This window comes from Flavobacterium sp. 90 (assembly GCF_004339525.1).
In the GTDB taxonomy this organism is placed as follows: domain Bacteria; phylum Bacteroidota; class Bacteroidia; order Flavobacteriales; family Flavobacteriaceae; genus Flavobacterium.
Genome location: NZ_SMGE01000001.1, coordinates 5,845,772 through 5,864,037, shown reverse-complemented (window position 1 = coordinate 5,864,037; position 18,266 = coordinate 5,845,772). Strand labels below are relative to the sequence as shown.

Below are 18,266 nucleotides of genomic sequence, written 5' to 3'. Positions count from 1 at the left end.
TTATTGACTTACAGTGTAATTTGATTTTAAAGCCGAACTTGATCTTGAATATATTCTAATGAAATATTTATCTCCCGGAGTAACACTTGCAATCTTAAATTCTAAGGTCGAAGGCATATTACCCGGTGATAATCTTTTTGAACCTATATTAGTGTTATCTAAAAGACCACATTTGATAACCTGAGCACTGAAATCTTCTTTAACCCAGGAGCCAACAGGAGTCACATAATCTACATCAATAACTATTTTTAAAGCATCACTTTTAGAAGGAATAAAAGTTTCAGTATAACAGGTGTTTTCAAATTCAGAACACGAGCCGGATAAATTTAAGGTTGTAGTTGTACCACAATCAGAATCGGATAATTTCTGAACATTATTCGATGTCTTACTTCCCGTTTGCTGAATCGTGTGCGTAAGTTCGTGCGCAAGCAAATGTTTACCTTCTTTGGATTCGGGATTGTATTTTCCTTTATTGAAATAGACATCATTACCATGTGTAAAAGCTTGTGCGCCCAATTCTTCACTCATTTTAACGGCTTTGCTGTCTGTGTGGATGTTTACATTGCTAAAATCGGCTCCAAAACCAGATTCCATTTCTTGCTTTGTGTTTTTGTCCATTCCGTTTCCACCGCCTTTTGAGCTGTTGAGGTTAGTTTCAACTCCTTCATTTACTGAGTTTGAATCGTCTAATTTTGCCTGAACGGGTTTTTTCTCTTCCTTTTTGTCTTCTTTTTTCTGAGCCTTTTTGTCTTCGCCCTCGCAATCAGCACATTTCTTTTGAACTTTCTTGTCTTCGTCTTTTTCTCCTTTTTTCTGAACTTTTTTGTCTTCGTCCTTATCGGATTTTTTTTGGACTTTCTTGTCTTCTTCTTTTTCCCCTTTTTTCTGTACTTTTTTATCTTCGTCCTTATCAGATTTCTTTTGGACTTTCTTGTCTTCGTCTTTTTCTCCTTTTTTCTGTACTTTTTTATCTTCGTCTTTATCAGATTTCTTTTGGACTTTTTTGTCTTCGTCTTTTTCTCCTTTTTTCTGTACTTTTTTATCTTCGTCTTTATCAGATTTTTTTTGGACTTTCTTGTCGTCTTCTTTTTCCTTGCCCTTTTTTTGTAAAGGTTTTTCTTGTGCCAAATCTTGTTTTTGAACTGTTGATATGGTTTCAGAAATAGGTTTTTGCTGAACACCTTCTTCGCTTCTGGATTGCAGTAAACCTCCAGTTTTACGTTTGTTTACTACTTTATCAGCAACATTATCGGCTTCTGTTTCATATTTATCTCCAACAGTTCCTGTGGTTAGTTTCTTTTGAATTTTTGGTCCAAAAAAAGGAGAAGAAGAGGAGGTCGCTATTTTTTTTTGTTCAAATTCTCTCATGATGTATTATTTTACCATTTTGGATTCATAATTTGTTTCACTAAACAAACTGAAGATTATTCGCCACAACACCTTCTTTCTCTAATGCGTTTTTTATTTGCCTGTACCAATACGGAAATATTTTAGAGAGCCGAAGTTCAATCTCGTCAACAACATATTTTTCATACTTTTTCATTCCAAAAAAATGAGAATACCCAATATTATCGGCGTATTTTCCTTGCTCTGTAATATTTTCGCCTTTCAATAATGTTGTAGGATTATTGTTTTTATAATTCAATAGCGATGCAAGCGTATATTGTTCGATTAAAATACAAGTCTCATAACCTTCTTGTTTCAATACAGAAAAGCTGTTTTGGTTTTCGACGTATATTTTCTCCAAGTCATAATAGCTTTTTATAAATTCATCGCGAAGCTTGAGATCGTTAAAACCAAATATTCCGCAATTATAAGAATAGCCCAAATTGTTGTGCCAATAAGGCAAGTTATTGGTGTATTTATTAAAGAATTCTACTTGCTTTTTGTAATGAACTTCATAAGTATCTTCTTTGCGTTCTACTATTACATCATCAAAACTAAAATCTATTTTTTTCTTAATAAATATGTCGGTGTCTACATGAACAAATGGTTTTGTTTGTAGTTCCATAGCATTAATTTTAGATTTCATCCAAAGTTCTATTCTGTTATCATTTTGCACTTTGGTAACAGCACACGGAAGCATATATAGAAACTTAAAGCCTATTTCATCTACATAAAGCTCAATTTCATCATACCACAAATGGCTATATAAGATACTTAGCGCAGTCATATAGATTGTTTCCTTTAGTTTGTCTCCCATATTCCATCGATTATTTGTTATAGGAAGCACATCAAGGCTATAAATCATCTTGTGTCGTTGTTTCATATTTAGCTATTTATAGTTTTTAAACAATACCTTCTTTTGCCAAGGCATTTTTTACCTCTTTGTACCAATATGGAAACAGTTTAGAAAGTCTGTTTTCTATTTCCTGAACAATTTCAATTCTGTATTTTTTTTGACCCGCAATGTGTGTGTAACCAATTTTATCTGCGAGCTGACTGTTTTCGAACAAGTTTTTTTTCCACAGTAATAATGTTGGTTTTATATTATGATGATGTAATAATGCTGCAAGATTATATTGTTCTAAAACAATACAAGGTTCTACTTTTGTTATTCCCGGATTATTATTTTTTATAAAAATTTCCTCCAAAGCATAAAAAGCTTTTAAAAACTTATCCCGAAGTTCAAGGTCTCTAAAACCTAATACTCCGCAGTTAAATGCATATCCTAAATCCGGTTTCCAATAGTCTAAATCCTGAGTAAACTGATTAAAAAAATCTAACCGATATTGGTACATACTGTACAATTCATAATCGTTCTGTTCGACGATTACCTTCTCAAAATCAAAATATATTTTTTTCTTTATAAAGGCATCATTATCAAGATGTATAAAAGGTTTAGTTTGTTTTTCGATTACATCAATTTTTGATTTCATCCAAATAACAGTGTCTTTATTACTGCTAATTTTACTAACTCTGCACGGAAGCATATACAGAAATTTATAAGCCGTTTCATCAGCATAAAGCTCAATATCCTTATACCATAAATGGCTGTATAGTACGCTCAATGCGGTCGAATAAATCGTTTCTTTAAATTTATTCCCTTCATTCCATCGATTGTTACTAATAGGAAATGCATCTAAGCTGTAAATTATTCTTGGCTCTTCCCTCATAATATATTTTTTTTAATAGTATGAATTAAGTTTTTTTCTTCCAGGAAAGTTACATTGTTGTACAAAGAAGCTTTTCGGCTGTGTTTGTACAATCGTTTCCATTCATAATCGTTACCTTTTGCTTGTGAGGTGTTTAGATGTATTTCGTTATTGTGATTTATTTTACTTTCTTCAAATGAGGTATGCCAGACCATTTTACCCAACAAAGGCGATTGTATATGAGTTGCGTTAGAAAAATCCCTTGGAAAACTGTCTATATTAATCGAAGTTTCTCCAACTCTGAATATATTTACTAAAGCTTCTCCGTTTTTTGTTTTATAGAATTTAGACGGGTATCTTCTTGTTGGCAATTTGCTTATCATGGGTTGTAAATCCTGTTCGTTTTCAAAAATTATATCGATATCATTGATGGTAATGTCATAATATTCGCGAAGATTAATATAGTCCGCAATGCCTCCGCAAAAGACCACTTTAGACATGTTTACATTATTAAATAAAAACTCTAAAGCCATTTGCTGAAAGCCGCGAATATTTCTTTTATCGTATTCTAAAAAAGAGGTGTTTTCAACATTCATATCTATAATTTTTACCAGTTAACATATACGATTCGTTTTTTCCAAGCCAATTTTATGATGCTCAGATTCCAGCTTAATTTCTCTAATAAAACATCTTGTGTTTTTCGTTCTATAATTATTACAGGACTTTCGTCTCCATTAACGCTCAGTTTTCCGGGACGTTGCAAAAATTCGTTTTGCAGTAATTCTGCCGATGATGTTTTCATTATATCCCAATTGTCCAATACCGCTTGCAGCAATTCTGCCGCTTCTTTTTTCATTTCTTCAGAAAGTACAATGTTTCGTTCAATAGGTTCATCTATTGAAATATTACACAAGAATTTTTCGAAAGTCATCGCGTTTTCGTAATCCTGTTCTTTTCCCGTAGCGATATAATGCAAAAGATGCGTGGCAACTTCGGGATCATTTATCGTATTGTCTTTATCTAGTAATTTGCAATTAACGAACAGCGATTTCAAAAACGGATGAATCAGCATTAAACCTGCATTATCAACATATAAACCGCTAATATCTATGTCTGATAGGTATTCTTTTTTTTCAGGAGAAAGCTCTTTTTTATCGATTACTTCTTCGTCATTATCTGGCGTTTTTTCTTCTGAATCATTTGATATAGATTCGATATTTTTCTCGTCGTTGTGAACAGTTTCTTTTTTGTTTTTTAACGAAATCAAATCAGAATCAGGCATTGTCTTTTCGTTATTTTCTGAAACTTTTCCTGTTTCTATTTCTGATTCTGTTTCTGTTTTTTTCTCTGTCTTATTTTCTATTTCTGTTTCTGTCTCAGTTTTAATTGTTGCTTTATTTTCTTTGAAAGTTTCTATTCCATTTTCTATTTCCGTTGCTTTTCCTTTTAGAATAATTCTGTCTATTTTTTTTTCGATATACAGAATAATAGCATCAAGATTCGCCAGCAATTTCAGTTCGTTTTGATTCTCAATCTGATTTTTAATTTCCTTTAGAAAAAGTTCTTTGTGTTGCAAAAAACTGTTCTTTTTATGAAATTCAAACACATTATAAATCAACTCTGAAAGCTTTTGTTTTACAATTGAATCTCTTGTTTCCAAAAGGCTTAAAACAACAATTTCCCACATTAAAAATCTTTGATTTGGAATCAATTGATTTTTTGAAATACTGGATTCAATTTGTTTTTTTATCGCTTCAATTCTGATTGTTTCGGTGTTGTTTTCAGAACTATTTTTTTTAAGTAATATCCCTTTTTTAATAATGGTTACAATTTGGTTATTACTAAATTGTTTGATAAATCGTGTTCTTGCAATTGTTTTTTGTATTGCATTTTTCCATTTAAGCGGAAAGCTTTCATCACTTAAGACATCATCAAATGCAGTTTCGTCTACTATTTTTTGATCCTGATTTTGGCTTGTCCACCAAGTATTTGTGCCTGTTTCCAGAAAATAAAAAAAGCTTTCTATTTCTTTTTCCTGTGCTTTGATGACTTTATAACCTTCTATATTTGAATCTTCTTTTTCAAAAACTTCTTCGACTTGTTTGGTGATTTTGTTTAAGATTTGTTCTTTAAAATCTTCGAAATCCAAATTTTGATTGATAGCAATATCAAGGTTGAGCTTGTCTAATTGTATGCTTTGCGAAGGATTTTTAGAATCCAATTCATTAAAGTAATTTTCTAAAGCCTTGAATATTTCCTGTTGCAAAAACGCATCAATATTGTCCTTGAGATAATATCCTTTTTCTTTCGAATTGGTATTTATCTCAAGGAAAACTTTATTGATGATATGTTTATTTGAATTTAGCACTAGTTGTAAGTTCGTCTATTTGTTTATTTAAATTATTCAGTATAATGTCGACTTTTGAGAATACTTTTAACATACTCAACAAAAAGTCTTTCAGTGATCCGTTGGTATCGGCATTGAATTTTATTGCGATAAAATTTTCAAATAAATTATTAAAGAGCACTCCTGTAGGGAAAATTTGTTTTTCAGAAGCCTTAAGCGTTTCCGGATCCTGACATCTCAAAATAGTATAAAACAAAGAAGTATTTAATTTGATAAGTGTTTGTACCGCAGCAATCTGATTTAGATTTTGCAATCTAATCGCAGCAGTAACAACTGTATTTATAGAATTGAAATATTCTTGTTTGAAGATTTCAGTTAATTTAGCATTTGACTTACCGTTGATGTAATTTTCAAGGTCTTTTTGAACATCGATAAATCTGTTTTCAGTTTCAGAAATGAAATTGACAGTCTCCTTATTGAATTTATTTATAACCGAAGTATCTCTTAAATTGGTAGTAGTTTCAATGGACTCTTTTACAAATAAATCAGCATTGTCAAGGCATGTATTTACTTGAGGTGCTTTTCTAAGCTCGATTAATTTTGGACCATCGGTTAGTGAACCACATTTGCCTTCGGCAGTCAATGCAACGGAAATAGAAGAATCTTTATATAAAGAAGTTTGTCTTGTTATTGGGTCTTTTTTATCCGTACTTATTATTTCCTGATCAATTTGCCAAGTGTAAGTTGCGGCATTTACAGAGTTGTTGGTTAAGATTAGATTTCCTGCCGGATCTATTACAAAAGCAAAACTTGCAGTAGGCAGATCTAAAAGCGTGATTGTAAGATTAGAAGGTTTTTCGTCTATCAAAATAGTTACGCTTGTAGTACCCGGAGAAACACTCGCCGGATTAAACTGAACTCCTGCTCTTGTTATCAGAAGAACTCCTTCTCCGGAAATAATAGCTCCTTTTACATTTGGTTCAAGGGTAAGTATCGCCGGTTTATCGTTTCTGCAAAAGGATATTTTATCCACTAATTTGCCATTTATCAGTACTTTTGGGTCTTCAATTTCAAAGCTTACTTGATGACTGATGTGAAAACCACAATTACCATTATCTGCATTAAGAACAACATCAAATGTGAATTTTTTCTGTGATTCACTATTGTACTTGTAGGTATGTTTTATTTCTGTTTTATCATCTGCCACAAGATTGGTTTTGTCTCCAAAATCCCAGATATATTTATTGCCGGCAATATTTTCTCCGGTTATGGTAAAAGTAACTTCGGTTTCACTAATTCCTGATGGACTTAAAGGAACTGCAACAAAATCGAATTTCGGTTTTTCAAAAATGGTTATCGCGCAGTCCGTATCAAAATTATTAACTGTAAAGGTTATGGTTTGACCAATTAACTCTTTGCTCACAAAATTTGGATCAAACACAAGCGCTCCAAGTTCGTTTACTGTTATTCCTCCGTTTTGATCGTATCTAACATTGGCTTTCACAAAACCTCCCGCCGGAGAAATTTTAAAAGGCAGAGGCGGAGTGTTGCTGTCAAAACAAATTTTATCTACAGGCAAACTAAGACTTATATTGTTTTCGTCACAACATAAATATGGGATTGAAAAATCGGCAACAATTGGATTTAAAATCGGAATTCCTTCAGCAAATTTTTCAAAATCACCGGTTAAAGATGGTCTGCGGTTGTTGTAATAGTAATAATAAGGCACTTTTTCTTCCAGATAAATCATTATAAAAGTACCTCCGGGAACGACGCCTGCTTTATGCTCGTAACCATTATTTTTTTTCAGGTAATATTTGGTGAAATTCTGAATGGTTTTATCCAGTTCATTTGCATTTACGGCAAGGATCATTATGTTGAATCCAAGACCGTTATCAAGTCTTATTTGCTGGATGGCTTTTAGCGCTTCTTTGTAATTACGTCCCTGATGTCCTTCGATTCTATAGAAATCACTGTCAAGATGAATTTCAAGTGGATTTTTAGTATCTAATAAATCATCATGGTAACTAACATTGTTTTTTTCTAGTCCTAAAATGGTTTTATCAAAATCCCAGGCTTTTATAAGCGAATCGTTTACATTATTGTAAAACGGAATTGCTTTTTTACCCAATTTACCCAATTGCAAAGACGGCGTAATTTTTATAAAATCAAATGCTGAGTTATAGTTTTCTAATAATTGCGCACTTCGCAGAATAAGACTGTACATTCTTTGTCTGGCGGTGCCTTCGCCATAGCATATTTTTATTTCATCTGCTGATACGTCTTTCTCCTTTTTATCCGAATCTTTAACTGGAACTTCACCATCTGCAAGACAGTCATTGCAAGCGCTTAGGCTTTCTCCTGTAAGCAATGGCGATTTGTAAAAAGCATGACGGAATTCATAACAAGGTTCCGTTTTTATTAATTCGCCCAGCATTAAATGTTTTGGAAAAGCATTAATATCAGGAGAACAATAACTATCGTCTATAGCAAGCAAGAGCGCTCTGATTTCGTTGTAAGTATCAACAAGATCGTTCAGCAGATCATATCTGTATTGAAAATCGGAAGGAAGTACAGGATCTCCTTCAAAATTAAATAGTTCGTCTGTCTTTTTCTGAATTGCATCTAAAACCTCTGGCATATTTAAACCTTTCAGTAATTGATTGTAACCTTCCTGTAGATTTTTAACAACATTATTTTTGAAAATCCCTTTGGTAAAAGTTTGTTTTATGGCTTCAAGATGTACAAAATCATCAGGTTTAAGTACAATTCTGTTTGATTTTAGGTCGGGTAATGTATAATATAAATTAGCATAATTGATTTTGCCAATCATGCTGTCATGACTCATTATTTGCGCGGCAACGGCTTTGCTGACAATTAAAACTTTAAAATTACCTACAATTTCCAATCCCTGATTGTCACACGAAAGACTTACACAAAGGTCAGATTCTTTTTCATAAGACTCCAGATACAAAAGAAGCACAGTATCTTTAAAGTCAAATTTTGTATTTGCGCTAAATTCTGCTAAAGCAAAATTGGGATCCTTCTCCTTTTTTTGTTGGTCTTTTGTCAAGAGTTCAAAAAGAGGCAATTGCTTGTCTGACCCATCATAAAAGAAGGGTTTGTAAGCCGCCTTTTTATTATCATAAATTTTGCAATGCGTATAGGTTTGGGAATCAAAATCGATTTTTTTGTTTCCCAATACATCCGCCTGATATAATTTAAAAAGATCACCATCTGTCGTTATACCATTTCCTTGTGTTATTGAAATAGTTTGTTGATCTGGATTATAAGCAGAATAAAATCCGCAAACGATACCAACGCCACTCAGGTAAATGCGGGAAAGGCGATCCTGATCGTCAAAAAAATCTACTACCTCATTAAGGTTTCCTTCGGTAAGTACCTGATTCTTTGTGAATCGGCGGTATTGTGTTGTTATTGTTGAAAGTTTTGCTGACATGGGAATAGTTTTTATAGTGATCCTAAATTCGTTTTTCCTAGTATAATTTTATCTGACAATCGCTCGTTTTCATCGCTGCAGTCAAACAATCTTCCGGTTGGGTAAACATTGTCCAGAGTGGTTAATGACTTAATAAAGCTGATTAATTGTGGTTCCGGCTGCTCTTGATTCAAATTAGTTTTGGCAAATAAGTAGTCTTTATAGACTTTTTCAAATTGAACAAGCTGGTTTTCTGCGGGATCTTTTACATCTTTTTCCCTATAACCAATCCAGCATATTTTTGCGAGAACATGAGCAGGCAGTTCTTCTTTAATTATTTTTTCTATATAATTTCTAAAATCGGTATTGGCAAATCGCAAGGTATATCCCGGCAACACAACGCTCACACGATAGGAGTAGGGATCTATTGGTTCGCAATTGTCGCATTCATCAGCGCAGATTGGCATGAATGTATCCGGATTTACTGTAGTCAGATTTACATCCGGACGAAGCATCATATGTTCTACCAAAAACATTCCTTCCTCGGTAAAATCTTCTTTCATGAAGTGAATTAAATCCAGAATCGATTTTTCTAAATCCGGTAAATTTGTATAGTATTCAAATCTGCGGGCAATAATGAGGTTTGGGTTTTTCTTGCCTGTGATTGCCGGGTTTATAATGTCATAAGAATATTTTCCGGCATCTGACTTTTGAATTAAAATATTATCGATAATGGATAAATCTGTTACGGTTCCGTTTTTAAAAGCCTCTTTTATTTTATATTCCCGAGTCTGAATGATTTGTAATACAGCAAAATAAAGCTCCTTATTTGCAGCAGAAGTATCAAAGTATTCTGCTGTCGATGAAAGTACAATATCATTATGTTTATCTACAATACGCCATCTATAAACCGATTGATTGTCTGTATCAATAAAATTATACATTTGGACAAACGAATTAGAAAGATTTCTGCGACTGTAATCTCTAATACCAATGAGTCTCGAAATCCTTTTTTCGGCTCCTGAAACATTATTAGTATTCCATAAATTGGTAATGGGTTGTTTGTAATAATCGAAGGCATTTCCGCGGTCTTTGCTTACTACTTTATAATCTTTCAAAAAGTTTTCTTTGTCTCGCAATACAACCTGATCTGTGGTGTTGCCATAAATGGTTTTGTTTACAAATACGTATTCCGAAAAATTCTCGGCAAAACGGGACAAAAGATGGTCTAGAATTTTATTTCTTCGTTCGATATTATTGTCCTGCTGATCAAAAAGCAGCGCGGTAATCGTTTCATCGTTGTAATTTTCATATCCGTCCACAATGTCATTCGCGCCTTCAATGTCTTTAACAACTTGCGTAAAAAGAGTTCGGGACAAATTTCCGCTTACAGAAAGCAATTCGCTAACTTGTCCTAATTGTTTAAAATAACTCCCCAATATCTGATCAAAAAATAAAAGATATCCTTTTAATTGTTTTGCTTTAGATTTACGTTCAACAGATGCTATCGAAGGAAGTCCAACTTCGCCAATACCATAGGTCTCGGGAAAATCATTTTGTATGGTAGTATAAAAATCAGTGTTTAGATATTCGCCATTTGGTATTTCTAATTCTTTATTCTGGCTGGCGTTGGTTGTCGCTTTGTCTTTTTCGGCTTTTATGTCATCCGAATATTTTTTTACATGAGCCAAATTGATATTTAAGGGCAATAATCCTTTGTTATAATTGAAGACGCTTTTAGGACAAATAACAGGTTTTTCGTAAGGTGCAAGACAGATAAGCCATTTGTTTTCCAAGTCATCACCGCCACAATTCCCAAGAGAAATATCTTTAATTAACAATACATCTGGGACTGACATTATTATTCTCATGATATCTGAAAGGCGTACTTCGTTTCTCAAATCGGCGATAAGCAATTCTTTAGTATCAATAAAACCATGTGCTAAAGATGGACCGTCAAAAATTTCCAAAGTCGAATATCCTTTGTCAATCATTTGCTTTAGCGAATAAAAGTTGACCGTTGTCGATAAGTAACTTTCCAGAGCATACATTACATTTGCATGAACTAATTCTTCATCTGCTTCTGTATCTACTTCAATATCTGCACATATTTTTATTTGGTAGTCTACTACTTTTTTTATGTCAACAAGATCTTCACAAAGGTTTCTGTTTGCATGATATTGCTTTCTAATATTTTCTTTAACGATCTCTATATCTGCAGGTTTTGAACTTACAAAATCCACATAAAGATCGTATAAACCATTGATTTCAAAAGATTTTCTCAAATTGTCGGGCAGATTTTGATAATCCTTTAAATCATAAGAAAGCTTATCTTTTTGGCAATCTACATAGACTGTTTTTTTATGTTTTGCAAGCCAGCAGTTTCTAACTCCATCTATGTCTATAAATAGTTTTCGGTAATCATTTTGCGTGACAGGACTTGATGACAACACTTCTGAAGCTTTAAAAAACTGTTTAGGAATGCCTTTATTACTGTCATCAGATTCTAATATATTTTCGATAGGAAGATCGAGTCTCATTCCAAGATCCGAAATAGCGTAGCAAAGCATTTCCAGCATCGTAATACCCGGATCATGCTCGTTAAAATCAGTCCAGAATTTACTGCCAAAAGACTCTATATATTCGATTCCTTTTTTTCTCAAATAAAAGAAATCCAAATCGTCATCTGTTGCTGATTTTTTAGGAATGGTGATATGTTGGTTTAGTATTGACATTTTTCAGGTTCTTCTGGGGTTGTTTTTTTACAAGTTATTATGTTGGTACCGATAATGTGGTTTTTAACAGAGACTAAAATGTTTTTTGGACTTGATGGGGAAAGTGTCGTTAAAAAGTCTAAAAACTTTACATTGTTCACATTATCTGTTGTATCGTCTAATGTTTGAGGTTTATCCTTATTTGTTTTTTTATCGATATATATTGCCATTTCAAGCTGAGATAAAAAATCTACGTAATGTAAATTTTCGATATATTCTATAACAATACTTCGTTGTAACTCAACTCCAAATATGATTTGCTTAGAAGTATCAAATGCCCAAGGCGATAAAAATTTTATAAGATCTTCGTTGAGCTGTTTTTTATAAAAATTCTCATCGTATTGTGGATAAAACTTCACGTCCAGTTTTATGATAACTTTCTCGTAATCAGGATTAATTACTTTTGCAGACACTTGCATCGAATTTTTAGAATTGATAAAATTTTCTATGCTGTTCAATGTTGCTGTGCTTACTCTTGGTTCGTAAATATCGAATACATTTTTGTCCACGATATCCGGAATTACTACAAGTGTTACATTTCCCGGAGATAAAAACGAGGTACTTGTACCCGAAATAAAAGTGTGGTTAAGGCATTTTACTCTAAAAACACTTGGAAATTCCTGTAAAATCAGATGTTCATAATCCCAAAGTGTTATTGCTCTGTTTTTGTGTCGCAAACGTTCGCTTACGCGGAGATAATAGGAGGGATCTGACTCCAATGGTTTTCCGGAAAATGAATTAAAAGGCTGGTCAATGCTTTTAATTTGCGGAACTCTGGTAATTAATTTAGAGATAGTTTTGGCGGGTAATGTGCTGTCTAAATGAGATAAATTATTGTTATTATCAAAGAATTCTGCGGTAACAACCTGAGTTTTCACATCGATAACTTTGCAAACAGCATCATAATCTTTGTGCATTTTTGCTTTTACCCAAATTGTATTGGCGGGAAATAACGTATTGTCATTAGATGCCTGTTTTGGAATATTAAATTTTACGATTCCCGATTTTAAAAAGTTATCGATACCATTTCCCAAAATATCCTTATCAAGATTTTTCCAATAATTATCGCATAATATGTACCATGATACTTTTTCTTTTCCTTTAAAAGTGTCAACGCTGATATTTTCGCTTCCTTCTAATATTTGAAATAATAATGAAATTTGCTGTGATATTTCGGCATCGTTAAGTCCTATATAAAATTCTCCTCCGTTGCAATAATCCGGAACCAAACAATTGGTAATTGGCTTTTCTGCATCTAAAATTTCTTTATTGATGGCTTGTTGTTTCAAATACGAATGTTCTTCGCGCTGACCAAAAGGAGCTTCATGAAACAATTTTATTCGGTTAGACTCGTAGTGTTCAAAATCAATAGTTTCCTCAGCAGAATAATTCAGACTTATGCTTTCTACAACTGGCGTGTAAGGCTCATTTGGAATAGGCGTTGTTGGCTTTGTAGTCATATTCAATATTGCCAGCGTATATATTTTTGGAAATAAAGAATGTAAAAACGAATGGTTTAATGTCAATCGTATCGGGCCGCTTTTGTCAATGTCATACGTGTTTCCTTTTACATTGATGTTAGATTCATATAATTTATCATCATTAGGACCATCAAATAAATTGACAGTTTTATTCTGATCCTCCCAAACTTCTTTATTTAAAACAGATAATGTTGCTTTAAAATAGCCTTCTGTAACAATTGGATCATTTGGGCTTGTTGGAAGTGGATCGGTAGTTCCTGCAGTAGTTGTTGGTTCTGCAGTAGTTCTTGGTTCTGGAATGTTTCTTGGCTCTGGAACGTTTCTTGGTTCCGGAGCGGTTCTTTTTGCGATTCCATTTTCAGGTTGATTGGCATTCATTTTGGCTTCACTGCTATCGTCGCTGAAAATTGCATCAATAAAACTTTGTTTACTTATAGTTTCAAGAAAACTTTCTTTGTAAGAAGCATAATGAGTTTCAAAAGATAATGGAGTGTTTTTCCACTTGATATGAATATCGGCATCTGTCCATTTTTTAGAAAAAATTTCAGGATAGTTTATTATAAAGGAACTGTTTTTTTCGGGTTGGGTTGTAAAAGGATAAAAGGGTTTTGCAGCATTAAGCAAACCATTATCACTTTCTAACAATAGAGATTTCACATCCTTAACGTCAACTTTTACGTTAATGCGGTCTATTGTGTTTGTCACTAAAGTTCTAAAAAGATTGTGTCCTTTTGGATCTTGCGTATGGATTAAAAATCGAATTACAGGAAGTTCTGTTGAGAAAAATTCGCTTAAAACTTTCTGGTCATAACCAACAATTGCCGGATCATCTTTTGGTATCTCAAAAACCAATGTTAATTGTTTACCGCCAATGCCGGAAGATAGACTTCCAGTTTTAAAAAGAGTGCTTTTGCTAAGTTTAAAATTTCCAATCCATGCTTTTTTTCCACTATACAAAATACTGATGTTTTCTAGAAGATCGTCTACAGTAATAGGTTTATGAAAAAATAGATTATCAACGAAAGTAATTGTGATAGCAATATTTCTATCACCTTCCTTAAGATTAAATAATTCTGAAGCTATTGCAAAACCTAATTTGGCATCGTCCAATTTTGGGTATTTTTTTTCTTTGGATGTATATCCAAAAGGAAACCAATATTTAGCGTCTTCTTTTAAGGGTTCACCTTTTCCGTCAAGCGAATTTGCAACGTCGCTGTATTTTATTTGACCCAATTCAACATCATTATACACGCTTTTTAGGTACGCTATATTGGCTTTATTGGCAATAAATTCTTCTGTGGTTTTGTATATTAATTTTTTGCCATCAGGATCTTTTCCTGCGTCAAGTTCTGTATTTACGGCGATTTTTTCTTCGGCGATTTTTTTTGCCAATTCAAAAATGATACTAACCTTATCTGCTTGTGCAGGAAGTTTTTCGATTTGAAGTATGTCTTTATAAAAGAAATCTAAATGCTTTTTTGTAATACCATTAAGTTTGTTTTGGGATAATTCCAATAATTTCAGGAAACACACAAACAAGGTAAGGTGAGGAGTAAGGTCTTGATTGATATTGGCATTTGATAGTGTTTTGGTAATGCCTTCTTTTAAATCATCATATTTTTTATCTGTTCTTTTATAGATACCATCGGGAAGATTATCTTTTGAAAAACCAAAATAGCTAAAAAATTCCTGCCAATCTCCTTCTGGTTTTTTATCGTTATTCGTGTCGAAAAAGTTGACTTGTTTTGCAAAATTATAAGCAAACAACAGCCAGTCTTCAATAGTAAAGTCATGAAGTTTCAGGTTTCCAGGCTCTAATGCGTCACTAAAGCGTTCTTCCTGATTGACTCCATTTCTTTTAAAAATAACATTGTCTATTTGGCTGCCGTCGGTATTCATAGCTTATAAACTTTTAAATATTAGTGCCTTCTCCTTTATAAAACGGATAAACAAGATTGCTTCTTGAGTTTGTAGTTCTTATTCTGTAATCGATTATGACCAGTAACTCTCCTTCTAAATCATCGCTTTGTGTTATGTCAATTTTATCAACATCAATTCGTGGTTCATAATATAAAATGGCCGTTTTTATTAGTTCTGAAACATAGGTTTTTAGTGTTCTGTCTAATGATTCAAAAAGTAATTCGTCCATATTACAGCCATATCTGGGCAGCATAATACGCTCGCCGATTTTGGTAGAAAGCAATATCTCTAAACTGCTTTTAATATCTGCCTCATCAGAGGTCATTACGACTGCTTTATTATTTTTCTTAAACTCTGGCGGAAAACTCCATCCAGTACCTAAAAAAGCTTCTTTATTTTCCATAATTAGCCTATTAAAACGGTTGGACATCCTATTACAATTGTTCCGCCATGCGCAGTGGAATCTCCCATTCTTGCGGCTGATTTTCCTCCAATAAGCACGGTACTTGACCCCGCTATAATACTATCCGGTGGTCCGGTGCAAACGATCATATCTCCCAGACATGCTGCCGGTTGACCGCCTATCAGTACTGTAGGAGAGCCTGGTGGTAATATTGGTCCGCCTACATGAGGTACAGTTCCTGTTACCATTGGGCAAACATGCATATCGTTGATTCTTGCGGCTGGTGCTCCCATGATTTATTGTTTGTTGTTGGTTGTTGGTCTTTGATTAAGATTTTTAGAACTGAAAGTAATCGAAGGAACAAACTAATTTATCTGAACAATACTGCCTTTAACGATCGCCACAGCTGCTGATGACATTTCTGCGCCGGCATTGCCTTCGGCTTTAAATTGGGCGGTTGCTTTTAGATTTACATTTGTACCTTCAATTTTTACATCGCCAGTTGCCTTTATCGAAATATCGCCGGCACTTTCCATCTTTATTCCCGCGCTGTCGATTGTAATGATGTTCGAATTTTCGTCTTCAATAACTATTGATCCTTTGTCTTCGTCGAGTGTTATTTTTTTGCCTGCGGGAGTTTCAATGGCGATCGATTTTTTATCATCATCAAAAAGCACTTTCATTTCGCTTCTTGTAAAAATTCCTTTTTGATGGTTATCGTCAGATGCTTTGAGCGGAGCAGGTTTTGCACTGCTGTGAAGCATTCCTACTACAATCGCATCATTGGGATCTTCGTTAATAAAGCCAATAATTACTTCGTCTTCAATTTCGGGCATAAAAAAAGTACCTCTGTTGTCACCTGCATCCAGAGCCGCAACTCTGCACCAAATACCTTGCTCTTCGTTATTGATAATTGGTATTTTGACCAAAATTCTGTCTTCGCCGTCGGGATCGTCCTGAAGTTGTGTTACAATACCAATATGCAATCCTTTTATGGATGGAATTATTCCTGAAGCCGATGGCGTATTGACATCATAAGTTTCAGAAAACCATTCAGGATTTAATCCAAATTGTGCGTTTACAGTCCAATTACCGCTTGCGATTTCGTGGAAAACTCCTGTAATGTATGCTTTGCCATTAAAACGATCTCCAACGCCTTCAAGCATAATAATCGTGTTGGGTTTTACTGCGGGAATGCCTTGAAATTTTACTGTTCCGCGAACTTTTGACAGTTGTTGAAATAATAATTTTGCATCCGCCCAATCCTGTAATTCGGTATCGGTAACATGACCGCCGTGACGCAACTCTAAGTTTTCTAACTTTCCAACATCGGATAAATCCGAAGGAGATAAATTTCCGTTTAGACTTACACTGGGATCTTTGGCTTCAATTTCTAATAATTCCTGATTGGATGCATTCCAACTGTAAGAGGAAACTTTGGCAAACTGATTTCGAGCATCAATTTCGGCATCAAAATCAAGCATACTGGCACCAAAAGCAACTGTTTCAACTGCTTCAGAAGTCAAATCTGGTTTTTTAATCGTGATTTTGCCATTTTCAACAAAACATAATTTTCCATTGGCTTGCGCACGAGAAACTATAAAATCCCAATCGGAAGTATTGTATTGCACTAACTCTTTGTGACTATAATTAGTGCTTTCAACTTCTTTTTGTAATCCGTAAGTGCCTATAATGTCTTCAAAAGCATCACTGTCTTTTACGTCATAAAAATATTTGCTTTTTCTGCCAATAGTCATTTTTACGGCTTCGTCTTTGCATTCCACAATTAACAACGATGATTTGTCTTTTATTTTTATCGAATGTTTTACAACTATTCCTTTATAAATAGTTTCTTCGTCACTGTGATAGCCGGCTTTTATTTCAATTTTTTTCCCCGGAACAAGCAAATCTTCGTTACTTAATTTAAAATCTCTTGCAGAAGCATCTCCATCAGTCAAAATAATTTGCGCCATCGGTATTCTATTCACTTCATTATGAACTACAATGCTCATAACCTGATAAATACCAGACAGCTCAGTTCCCTCAATGAGCAATTTGTGCGTTACTAAATCTGCACTTTTACTGGTTTGTATGACGCCGCTATTGTTCATCTATTGTTGTTTTTGAAGAGGAGGGAAGAATATTTTTTGACCAATTTTTAGCTTTCTGAAATTGATAATCTTGTTGGCTCGGGCTACTTCGAGATAATATTTTGAATCGCCGTAGATATTAAAAGACATTAGCGGAAGCGTATCGCCAGCTTTTACAGTTCTGGTATGTGTTAAATCAGGAGATTGGTTGTTTTGCTGTTTTGCTCTTAACTCATCTTCAACAACTCCTTTAAATTTCCCTTTTGCAATAGCTCTAATTGGCGTTCCGTCTGGTCTGAAAAGTTTATACTCAATGGTCATTTCTGTGAGAGATCCTTTGAATATCAGACTTCCCCAAGCAATTTTCAAGTAATTTGGTTTGTGTTCTGTACCATTATATTCTAAAATTACTTTTCTAAAATGCTCAATGTCGTCAATAACACCATTTTCGGTACTTTCTTTTCCGGCAATAACGCCTGTTCGATCAAAAACAAAATCCAATTCTAATTCCTCCGGAGCAATCGCTGTAAATCTTGGCGCAGGACTGCTCGTTCCGGCGGCTTGGGTTGTATCTTGCTCTATCTTGTAATGAAAAGTATATTTTTCAGGATTCATCAAAGTAATAAACTCTTCAGTCCCCGAAACGGGATTGTTGAATTGAGGATCGCTGTAAGCAATGATCTTCAGTTTTTTTAATTCACCATTAGTCGTTGTCAT

At 33.9% G+C, this 18,266-nt stretch carries 12 protein-coding genes; all 12 read right to left on the bottom strand.

Going from position 1 to position 18,266, the window contains the following annotated elements:
• Nucleotides 1–1,368 (bottom strand): DUF4157 domain-containing protein, encoded by a 1,368-nt coding sequence (locus C8C83_RS23900; RefSeq protein WP_243653116.1) that lies wholly within the window; start codon nt 1,366–1,368, stop codon nt 1–3.
• Between the two features lie 40 nt (nt 1,369–1,408).
• A complete protein-coding gene (locus tag C8C83_RS23895; protein ID WP_121331038.1) occupies nt 1,409–2,269 on the bottom strand; it encodes a DUF6734 family protein in 861 nt (286 codons plus the stop codon).
• 19 nt (nt 2,270–2,288) lie between these two features.
• Complete coding sequence (locus tag C8C83_RS23890; protein ID WP_121331037.1) at nt 2,289–3,116, bottom strand: DUF6734 family protein; 828 nt, start codon at nt 3,114–3,116, stop codon at nt 2,289–2,291.
• A complete protein-coding gene (locus tag C8C83_RS23885; protein ID WP_121331036.1) occupies nt 3,113–3,691 on the bottom strand; it encodes a hypothetical protein in 579 nt (192 codons plus the stop codon). The genes C8C83_RS23890 and C8C83_RS23885 overlap by 4 nt, the downstream gene beginning before the upstream one ends.
• 11 nt (nt 3,692–3,702) lie before the next feature.
• Nucleotides 3,703–5,463, bottom strand: a complete 1,761-nt coding sequence (locus C8C83_RS23880) for a contractile injection system tape measure protein (RefSeq protein WP_132011934.1) — start codon at nt 5,461–5,463, stop codon at nt 3,703–3,705.
• Nucleotides 5,447–8,902, bottom strand: coding sequence for a hypothetical protein (locus tag C8C83_RS23875; RefSeq protein WP_121331035.1), 3,456 nt, complete (start codon nt 8,900–8,902; stop codon nt 5,447–5,449). The genes C8C83_RS23880 and C8C83_RS23875 overlap by 17 nt, the downstream gene beginning before the upstream one ends.
• Nucleotides 8,903–8,913: 11 nt before the next feature.
• Nucleotides 8,914–11,616 carry a hypothetical protein gene (locus C8C83_RS23870; protein WP_132011933.1) on the bottom strand — a complete coding sequence of 901 codons (2,703 nt, stop codon included), beginning with the start codon at nt 11,614–11,616 and terminating at the stop codon, nt 8,914–8,916.
• Entirely contained in the window at nt 11,604–15,035 is a 3,432-nt protein-coding gene (locus tag C8C83_RS23865; RefSeq protein ID WP_132011932.1) for a baseplate J/gp47 family protein, read from the bottom strand. The genes C8C83_RS23870 and C8C83_RS23865 overlap by 13 nt, the downstream gene beginning before the upstream one ends.
• 13 nt (nt 15,036–15,048) lie before the next feature.
• On the bottom strand, nt 15,049–15,459 hold the full coding sequence (locus tag C8C83_RS23860) for a GPW/gp25 family protein (protein ID WP_121331034.1): 411 nt from the start codon (nt 15,457–15,459) through the stop codon (nt 15,049–15,051).
• A gap of 2 nt (nt 15,460–15,461) precedes the next feature.
• Nucleotides 15,462–15,752 (bottom strand): PAAR domain-containing protein, encoded by a 291-nt coding sequence (locus C8C83_RS23855; protein WP_121331033.1) that lies wholly within the window; start codon nt 15,750–15,752, stop codon nt 15,462–15,464.
• A gap of 72 nt (nt 15,753–15,824) precedes the next feature.
• Nucleotides 15,825–17,570 (bottom strand): type VI secretion system tip protein VgrG, encoded by a 1,746-nt coding sequence (gene vgrG, locus C8C83_RS23850; RefSeq protein WP_121331032.1) that lies wholly within the window; start codon nt 17,568–17,570, stop codon nt 15,825–15,827.
• Nucleotides 17,571–18,266 (bottom strand): LysM peptidoglycan-binding domain-containing protein, encoded by a 696-nt coding sequence (locus C8C83_RS23845; protein ID WP_121331031.1) that lies wholly within the window; start codon nt 18,264–18,266, stop codon nt 17,571–17,573.